Origin of the sequence: Kitasatospora sp. NPDC059747 (genome assembly GCF_042732955.1) — a bacterium.
Taxonomy (GTDB): Bacteria; Actinomycetota; Actinomycetes; order Streptomycetales; family Streptomycetaceae; genus Kitasatospora.
The window spans coordinates 34202-43260 of record NZ_JBHWGV010000084.1 but is presented as its reverse complement, the minus strand read 5'-3'; the positions used below and the strand labels follow the sequence as shown (position 1 = coordinate 43260).

Sequence of the window (9059 nt, the reverse complement as noted above, 5' to 3'; positions counted from 1 at the left end):
AGGCGGCGCGGCCCCCGGGCCCCCGGGGGCCGGGGCGCCCGCCCTCGACCGCACCGTGCTGGTGCAGGTCCTGCCGGACGCCGCGGAGACCCGGGAGTTCCTCGCCCTGGCCGCCGCCGAACCGCTGATCGCGGGCGTCGTCGGCTGGGCCGACCTCACCGCGCCCGGGATCGCCGACACCCTCGCCGAACTGCGGCGAGGGCCGGGCGGCGACCGGCTCGTCGGCATCCGGCACCTGGTCCAGGGCGAACCCGACCCGGCCTGGCTCGCCCGCCCCGACGTCCGGCGCGGACTGCGCGCGGTCGGCGACGCCGGGCTCTGCTACGACCTGCTCGTCCGGGCCCACCAACTGCCCGCCGCCATCGACACGGTGCGCGCCCTGCCGGAGCAGCCGTTCGTCCTCGACCACCTCGCCAAACCGCCGATCGCGCGCGGCGACCTGGAACCCTGGGCCGGCCGCCTGCGCGAACTGGCGCGTGAACCCAACGTCTCCTGCAAGCTCTCCGGCCTGGTGACGGAGGCCGACCCGGCCGGCTGGACCGTCGCCGACCTGCGTCCCTACGCGGAGACCGCCCTCGACGCCTTCGGACCCGAGCGGGTCATGTTCGGCTCGGACTGGCCGGTCTGCCTGGTGGCCGCCTCCTACGAACAAGTCGTCCACACCGCCGACGAGTTGACGGAAGGCCTGGAAGCGCACGAGCGTGCGCAGGTCTTCGGCGGCACGGCGGCCCGGATCTACGGGCTGGACGGACCGGCGCGGCCCGGCGACGGGGAGCCGCCGGCATGAAGGTCCGACTCGCCTACGGTGAGACCGGGCTCGACATCGACGTCGACCCGGCCGTCACCACCGTCGTGGAGCCGCTGCACCACCCCGGCGCCGCCGACGAGACGGCCGCGCTCCGCGCCGCGCTGCGCCGACCGGTCACCGGCCCGCCGCTGCGCGAGCGGGTCAGGCCCGGCCAGACGGTCGCCATCTCCGCCTGCGACGGCACCAGGCCCCAGCCGCGCCACCTGATGATCCCGGCCGTCCTGGCCGAACTCGACGGGATCGTCCGGCCCGAGGACGTGGTGATCCTGGTGGCCACCGGCACCCACCGCGGCAACGACCCGCACGAGCTGCGGCGGATGTTCGGCGACGAGGTGGTCGACCGGATCCGGATCGCCAACCACGACGCCCGCGACGACGCGGCGCTCGCATGGGTGGGCCGCTGGGGCGACGACGTCCCGGTCCGGCTGAACCGCGAGTGGGTGGAGGCCGACGTCCGGATCACCACCGGTTTCGTCGAGCCGCACTTCTTCGCCGGCTTCTCCGGCGGCCCCAAACTGGTCGCCCCGGGCCTCGCGGGCCTGGAGACCGTGCTGGTCCTGCACGACGCCAAGCGCATCGGCGACCCCCGCGCGACCTGGGGCGTCACCCACGGCAACCCCGTCCACGACGACGTCCGCGCCATCGCGGCGGGCACCGGCGTCGACTTCGCGCTCGACGTCGTCCTCAACCGCGACCACCGCATCGTCGAGGCCTTCGGCGGCGACCTGCTGCCCATGCACGCGGCGGCCACCGCCGCCGCCCGCCGCATCGCGATGCGCCCGGTCGACCACCTCTTCGACGTCGTGGTGACCACCAACGCGGGACACCCTCTCGACCAGAACCTGTACCAGTCCGTCAAGGGCATGTCGGCCGCCCATACGGTGGTCAGGCCCGGCGGCCTCATCGTCTGCGCGGCCGAGTGCCGCGACGGCTTCCCCGACCACGGCTCCTACCGGGAGGTGCTCGCCTCGGCCCCCTCCCCGCAGGCCCTGCTCGCGGACATCGGGGCCAGGCCGCGGACCGTGCCCGACCAGTGGCAGGTGCAGGTCCAGGCCCGGATCCAGTCCTCCTGCCGGGTGGTGATGCACACCTCCCACCTCAGCGACGCCGACCTCGCGACCGCCCACCTGGAACAGACCGCCGACATCTCCGCGACGGTCGCCGAGGCACTCGCCGCCGCCGGCCCGGGCGCCCGCGCGTGCGTCCTGCCGGAAGGGCCCATGACGATCCCGTACCTGCGCAGCGGCGGAGCGTCGGCGCCATGACGCGAGGACAGGTCCTGCTGTGCCTGGACAAGTTCCGCGGCTCGGCCACCGCCGTGCAGGCGTGCCGCTGGCTCGCCGAGGGGATCCGGCAGGCGGCACCGGAGCTGAGCGTCCGCGAGGCACCGGTCGCCGACGGGGGCGAGGGGACGGCGGAGGCGTTCCTCGCGGCCGGCTTCGACGCGGTGCCGGTCCGGGTGAGCGGCCCGACGGGCGAGCCGGTCGACGCCCACCTGGCCGTCCGCGGCGACCGGGCGGTCGTCGAACTGGCCCAGGCCTCCGGCCTGCACCTGCTGCCCGAGGACGGGCACGCGCCGCTGACCGCGTCCACCTACGGCACGGGCGAACTGCTGCGCGCCGCACTGGACCTGGGCTGCCGGGAGATCGTCCTCGCCGTGGGCGGCAGCGCCACCACCGACGGCGGCGCAGGTTTGCTCCGGGCCCTGGGCGCGCGTGTCGTCGACGCCCGCGGCGCCGAACTCCCGCCCGGCGGCGCGGCCCTGGCCCACGCGGACCGGGTTGACCTCTCCGGCCTGGACCCCCGCCTCCGCGGCGTCCGGCTCGTCCTGGCCTCCGACGTTGACAACCCGCTGCTCGGCGCCGACGGCGCGGCCGCCGTCTTCGCCCCGCAGAAGGGCGCCGACCCGGGCCAGGTCGCGGTACTCGAAGCCGGGCTCGCCCGCTTCGCACGGCTCGTCGCGGCGCGACTGGGAACGGACCCGTCCGACCGGCCGGGAGCCGGGGCGGCCGGCGGCGCCGGGTTCGCGGCGCTGGTCCTCGGCGCGAGCCGGCGCCCGGGCGTCGACGTGCTGCTGTCCGAACTCGGCCTGGACGCCGCGCTGGCCTCGGCGAGCCTCGTCGTGGTGGGCGAGGGCTGCCTCGACGCGCAGAGCCTGCGCGGCAAGGCGCCGATCGGCGTGGCCGACCGGGCCCGCCGCGCCGGCGTCCCGGTCACCGCCGTCGCCGGACGCGTGGAGGTGTCGCCCGCCGAGCTCGCCGCCCACGGCATCACGTCGGCCCACTCCCTCGCCGACCGGGCCGGCAGCCCCGCGACCGCGATGGCCGAGACGCGACGCCTGCTCCGGGAAACCGGCGCCGAGCTCGCCCGCCGGCACTCTTCCTGACCACAGCACCCCCCGAGGAGCAGAGCCGCATGCACCCCACCCGCGTCCACGACCTCGGCTTCGCCCAGGTGGACATCGGCCGCGAACAGCGCCAGGGACTTCCCGAGGTCGTCTACGGGCCCGGCAAGACGCCCGGCCAGATCCGCGCGATCGTCGCCGAACTGCTGCGCGACAACTCCGGCCCGGTCCTCGTCACCCGGGTGGACCCCGGGACCGCCGGGGAGGTCCTCGACCACCTGCCCGCGGGTTCGTACGACGCCACGGCCGGCCTGCTGGTCTGGCGCCCGGCCGGGACGAACGGCTTCGCGCTGACCGTCGTCTCCGCCGGGACCTCCGACTGGCCGGTGGCCGCGGAGGCCGCCGCCGTGGCCGAAGCCGTCGGACTGGCCGTCACCACCGTGCAGGACGTGGGCGTCGCGGGCCTCCAGCGCGTGCTCCGCGTCCAGGAGCAGCTGCGGGCGAGCGACGCGGTCGTCGTGGTGGCCGGCATGGAGGGCGCCCTCGCGAGCGTCGTGGGCGGCCTCGTCGGCTGCCCGGTGATCGCCGTGCCCGTCTCCACGGGCTACGGCGCGTCCCTCGCCGGTGTCACGGCCCTGCTGGCCATGCACGCCTCCTGCGCCGCCGGCATCACCGTGGTCAACATCGACTCGGGCTTCGGCGCGGCGATGGCCGCGCACCGGCTCGCCTGGGCGGGGAGCAGGCGCGCGTGATCTGCTGGATCAACCCGTTCACCGGCCTCGCCGGCGACATGCTCCTCGGCGCCCTGCTCGACGCCGGGGCACCGCTGGAGCAGGTGCGGGCCTCGGTCGTCGCCACCGGCCTCACGGGCTGGGAGCTCCACGCCGAACGGGTGACCGTGCACGGGCTCACCGCCACCAGCGCCCGGGTGCGGGTGACGGACACCGCCTCCGAGCGGCGCGCCGCCGAACTGCTGGAGCTGGTTGCGGCCGCGCGGCCCGAGCCGGTGGCCGCGCTCGCCACTGCGGCACTCACCGCGATCGCCCGCGCCGAGGGCCGCCTGCACGGCACCGATCCCGGCGAGGTCCACCTGCACGAACTCGGCGGCCACGACGCCCTCGTGGACCTCGTCGGCGTCGCCGCGGCCCTCCACGCCCTGGGCGTGACGGAGGTGGTCTGCGCGCCGCTCCCGCTCGGCGTCGGCAGCGTCCACGCGGCGCACGGACTGCTGCCCTGCCCGGCCCCCGCCACGCTGGAACTGCTGTCCGGCGCGGTGGTGACCGGCACCGACCTGCGCGGGGAGACCGTCACACCGACCGGGGCCGCCCTGCTCCGCGCCGCCGGCGCCCGCTACGGCCCGCCGCCCACGATGACACCGGTGGCGACGGGCTACGGCGCCGGCACCCGCGTCCTCGCCGACCGGCCGAACGTCGTCGCCGTCACGCTGGGCCGCCCGCTGCCCCCGTCCGGCGCGGAACCGGCGGGCGCGGTCGGGGCGGGCGGCGCCGCCGAGGCGGTCGAGACCGTGGTGACCCTGGAGACCAACCTCGACGACGTCACGGGCGAGACCCTCGCCCACACCATCGCGCGGGCCCTGGCCGAGGGCGCGCTCGATGCGTGGACGACGACGGCCGTGATGAAGAAGGGCCGCCCGGCGCACGTGCTCCACGTCCTCGCCCGGCCCGAGAGCGCCCCGCACCTCCGGGAGCTGGTGCTCGCCGAGACGGGAACGCTCGGCGTCCGCCAGACCGTCCAGACCCGCGTCGCGGCCCCCCGGCGGACCGGCACCGTCGAGGTCGACGGCATGCCCGTCCGGGTCAAACAGGGCCCGTACGGGGCCAAGGCGGAGTACGACGACGCCGCGGCCGCCGCGCGGCGAACCGGCCTCCCGCTGCGCACCGTCGCCGACCGGGCGCGGCGGCTGGCCGAGCAGGACCACCCGGATCGATGGACGCAGGAGGACGGAACGCCGTGACCAGTGAATCCAGGGGCGGTGACGCCGTCGAGGAGAAGGCCGCCGCGCTGCTGTCGGCGGTGCGCGAAGCGGGACCCGTCGCCGTCGCGTACTCCGGCGGCGTCGACTCCGCCCTCGTCCTCGCGGCCGCCGCCCGCGCGCTGGGGCGGGGCGGCGTGCTCGCCGTGACGGCCGTTTCGGAGAGCCTCGCCTCCGGCGAGCTCGCCGCGGCCCGAGCGCTGGCCGACACCCTCGGCGTGACGCACCTGTCTCCCCGCACCGAGGAGCTGAACCGCCCCGGCTACCGCGCCAACGGCCAGGACCGCTGCTACTTCTGCAAGTCCGAGGTGCTCGACGTCATCGCCGCCGTCGCCCGCGAACACGGCTTCGACCAGGTCGCCACCGGCACCAACGCCGACGACGCGGCCGACCCCTTCCGGCCCGGCATCCGAGCCGGGCGGGAGCGCGGGATCCGCACGCCCCTGCTGGACGCCGGCCTCGGCAAGGCGGACGTACGCGCCGTCAGCCGCCTGTGGTCCCTCCCGACCTGGGACAAGCCGGCCACCCCCTGCCTGGCCAGCCGCATCCGCTACGGCATCCCCGTCACCGGCCACCGCCTGGCCCGCGTCGACCGCGCCGAACGGGCGGTGCGCGAGGCGCTCGCCGGCGCCGGACTGCGCTCCGGGCAACTGCGCGTGCGCGACCTCGGCGACACCGTCCGGGTCGAACTCGACGCCGAAGTGGTGCCCGCCGCAGCGCGGTTGACCTCCCTGGCCGACGTGCTGGCCGCCGCCGGCTTCGGTGCGGCGCCGGTCGTGATCGACGGCTTCGCCTCCGGCCGGCTCAACCACGAGCGGCCGCCCGTCACCAAGGAGCCCTGAGATGCCCACCGGCCCGTCCGGAAACCGGCCGCCGCAGAGCCGTCGCTACCGTCCCCTGAACACCTTCTTCCGGCCCGTCCACCCGGACGACGGACCCCGCCCCGCCCACGACCGGAAGGACGCCGCGCCGATGGACCCCGCGCCGATGGACACCGCGCCCACGGACACGCAGCACCCCGTCACGGATCCGCTCTGGTACCGGCGCCCCGCCGACGGCCTCCTGGAGGCGCTGCCGCTCGGCAACGGCCGCCTCGGCGCCATGACTTACGGAGGCGTGCGCACCGAGCGGATCGAGCTCAACGCGGACACCCTGTGGTCCGGCGGCCCCGGCCCCCGCGACCGGGCCGGCGCCGCCGACCACCTGCCCGCCCTGCGGGAGGCGGTGCGCGACCGCGACCACGCCGGCGCCCACGCGATCGCCACCGCCCACTTCCAGGGTCCCGACACCGAGGCCTACCAGCCGCTGGGCACCCTCCTGCTGACCTTCCCGTCGCTCGGCGAGGACGGCGAGTACGGCGAGGACGACGCGGCCGACTACCGGCGAGCCCTGGACCTCGACGAGGCCGTGCACACCGTGTCGTTCACGGCAGGAGGAGTCCGGTACCGGCGGGAGAGCTTCGTCTCCGCCCCGGCGGGCGTCCTGGCCGTCCGCCTCAGCGCGGACGCCCCCGGCGCCCTGACCTTCCGTACGAGCCTGACGACGCCCCACCCGGCCACGGCCACCTCCGCCGATGCGGCGGCCCTGTCGGTCCACGGGCGCGCCCCGGCGAGCGTCGCGAGCTGGCTCGGCCGCACGGACACCGTCTACCGGGACGACGAGGGCAGCGGATTCGCCGCCGAGATACGCGTGCGGACGGTGAACGGCAGCACCCGTGCCGCGGACGGCGGGATCGAGGTCACCGGTGCCGACGAGGCCGTGCTCCTGATCTCCGTCGGCACCGGGTACCACGACTGGCGGCAGCGGCCCGACGGGCCCGAGGCGGCGCTCGCCGAGGCCCGCAAGTGGCTCGACGACGCCGGGGGACAGGACTTCCACACGCTGCGCGCCGCCCACGTGGCCGACCACCGGAGGCTCTTCGCCGCGGCCTCCCTCCGGCTCCCCGGCGCGGGGCCGGCGGCGGAGCTGCCGACCGACGAGCGCCTCGCCGCCGCCAACGCGGGCACCGCCGACCCGGGCCTCGCCGCCCAGCTGTTCGCCTACGGCCGCTACCTGCTCATCGCCTCCTCCCGGCCCGGGACCCAGCCCGCCAACCTCCAGGGCATCTGGAACACCTTCGTCACGCCGCCGTGGAACTGCGACTGGACGTCGAACATCAACCTCCAGATGAACTACTGGCCCGCCGAGACGACGGGTCTGTCCGAGTGCCACGAACCGCTGTTCGACCTTGTCACCGACCTCGCCGAGTCCGGGCGTTCCACCGCGCGGGCGTACTACGACGCGCCGGGCTGGTGCTGCCACCACAACGTCGACATCTGGCGCGCCACCAACCCCGTGCTGGGGGAGCCGATGTGGTTCCACTGGCCCATGGCCGGGCCGTGGCTGGCCGCCCACCTGTGGGACCACCATCTCTTCCACGGGGACCGCGCCTTCCTCGCCGACCGTGCCTACCCCGTCATGCGGGAGGCCGCGCGCTTCCTCACCCACCTCCTCGTCGAGGACGCGGACGGCACGCTGGTGACCAGCCCGTCCACGTCGCCCGAGCACAGCTTCCGGCTCGGTGACGGCAGCCTGGCCGCGGTCTCCGCCGGCTCCACGATGGACCACTGGCTCGCCGCCGAACTGCTCGACAACACCGTCGCCGCCGCCCGCGAACTCGGCGTCGACCACGACCTGGCGGAAGACCTGGCCCGGACCCGCGCCCGTCTGCGGCCCCCGTCCATCGCCGCCGACGGCCGCCTCCTGGAATGGCGGGACGACCTCCCCGACGAGGATCCGGGGCACCGGCACCTCTCCCACCTGTACGGCCTCTACCCGGGCAGCGCCGTCGACCCGCTCGCCGACGCCTCCCTGGTGGACGCGACGCGCCGCGCCCTGGACCGCCGGCTGGAACACGGCGGAGGCGGCACCGGCTGGAGCCTCGCCTGGGTGGCCGCGCTGGCCGCCCGCCTCGGCGACGGCCCCCTGGCCGGCCACGCCGTCGACCGCCTGCTCGCGACCTCCGTCGCGGCCAACCTCTTCGACCTGCACCCGCCGCAGCTGTTCCAGATCGACGGCAACTTCGGCATCACCGCCGCCATCGCCGAGACGCTCCTGCAGAGCCACAACGGCATCGTGCGGCTGCTGCCCGCCCTGCCGCCGTCCTGGCCGGACGGCGACGTCCACGGCCTGCGCGCGCGGGGCGGCATCACGGCCGACCTGAGCTGGCGCCGGGGCGCGCTGACCGGCGCCGAGCTGCACGCCGTCCGGGACGCGACGGTCGACCTGTACCTGCCCGAGCGGACGGGCCGTCCGGTGGCGGCCGATCAGGAGGGCCGCGACGCCGCACTCGTCCCGGTTCCCGGAGACCCCCGGCGCTTCCGGCTCCACCTCCCGGCCGGCAGCCGCTGCCGGCTCGCCTTCCCCGGCCCGGCGGGCAGCCAGGGTTAGTGGTGGGGCGGGGGAGGGAGGGTGTCGGCGCCCGGGGCCGGCTCCGGCCAGACCAGCAGGACGGGACAGGGGGCGTGGTCGACGACGAAGCGGGTGGCCGGCCCGAGGCTGTGGGGTCCGAGGCGCGTGCGGTCGCCGTCCCGGGCGAGGACGAGCAGCTCGGCCCCCTCCGCCGCGGCGACGACCTCGCGCTCGGTGCGGCCGCTGCGCTCCACCGGGGTGCAGGGCCGTCCCAGCCGCTCGGCCGCCGCATCGAGGAGGTGCCGCCCCGAGGCGGCTGCCAGACCCTCCAGCCGGGTGCCGGGATCGCGCTCGGGGTGGCCGCGCCCGAGCAGCCCGGCGAAGGCGCCGTGCGCGGCGCCGGGCACCTCCCGGCCGCTGACGTGGAGCAGGACGATCCCGGCGTCCCGCGGCGCGTGCGTCCGGGCGGCGTCGACGCAGGCGGGCCAGGTGCCCTCGGTGATCCAGACGACGACGGTCACGGT

The 9059-nt window shown here is 76.5% G+C and carries 8 protein-coding genes; 7 read left to right on the top strand and 1 reads right to left on the bottom strand.

The genetic code is table 11. The annotated features are described in order from the left end of the window. The 7 genes from ACFV4G_RS30340 to ACFV4G_RS30310 form a co-directional block, all read left to right on the top strand. A partial coding sequence (locus ACFV4G_RS30340) for an amidohydrolase family protein (protein ID WP_380445313.1) occupies nt 1-787 on the top strand: 787 nt, incomplete at its 5' end. Then, nucleotides 784-2073, top strand: coding sequence for a nickel-dependent lactate racemase (gene larA, locus ACFV4G_RS30335; RefSeq protein WP_380445312.1), 1290 nt, complete (start codon nt 784-786; stop codon nt 2071-2073). The genes ACFV4G_RS30340 and larA, both read left to right, overlap by 4 nt. Then, nucleotides 2070-3194, top strand: coding sequence for a glycerate kinase (locus ACFV4G_RS30330; protein WP_380445311.1), 1125 nt, complete (start codon nt 2070-2072; stop codon nt 3192-3194). The genes larA and ACFV4G_RS30330 overlap by 4 nt, the downstream gene beginning before the upstream one ends. Nucleotides 3195-3223: 29 nt before the next feature. Continuing rightward, a complete protein-coding gene (gene larB / locus ACFV4G_RS30325; protein ID WP_380445310.1) occupies nt 3224-3904 on the top strand; it encodes a nickel pincer cofactor biosynthesis protein LarB in 681 nt (226 codons plus the stop codon). After that, the gene (gene larC, locus ACFV4G_RS30320) at nt 3901-5127 is read left to right on the top strand and encodes a nickel pincer cofactor biosynthesis protein LarC (protein ID WP_380445309.1); all 1227 of its coding nucleotides are present in this window, start codon (nt 3901-3903) and stop codon (nt 5125-5127) included. The genes larB and larC overlap by 4 nt, the downstream gene beginning before the upstream one ends. Beyond that, a complete protein-coding gene (gene larE / locus ACFV4G_RS30315; RefSeq protein ID WP_380445308.1) occupies nt 5124-5987 on the top strand; it encodes an ATP-dependent sacrificial sulfur transferase LarE in 864 nt (287 codons plus the stop codon). The genes larC and larE overlap by 4 nt, the downstream gene beginning before the upstream one ends. A gap of 1 nt (nt 5988) precedes the next feature. Next, nucleotides 5989-8574, top strand: a complete 2586-nt coding sequence (locus ACFV4G_RS30310) for a glycoside hydrolase N-terminal domain-containing protein (RefSeq protein ID WP_380445307.1) — start codon at nt 5989-5991, stop codon at nt 8572-8574. On the opposite strand, the gene ACFV4G_RS30305 is transcribed toward ACFV4G_RS30310, so the two are convergent. Next, complete coding sequence (locus ACFV4G_RS30305; RefSeq protein WP_380445306.1) at nt 8571-9056, bottom strand: universal stress protein; 486 nt, start codon at nt 9054-9056, stop codon at nt 8571-8573. The genes ACFV4G_RS30310 and ACFV4G_RS30305 overlap by 4 nt on opposite strands. Nucleotides 9057-9059 lie beyond the last annotated feature (3 nt).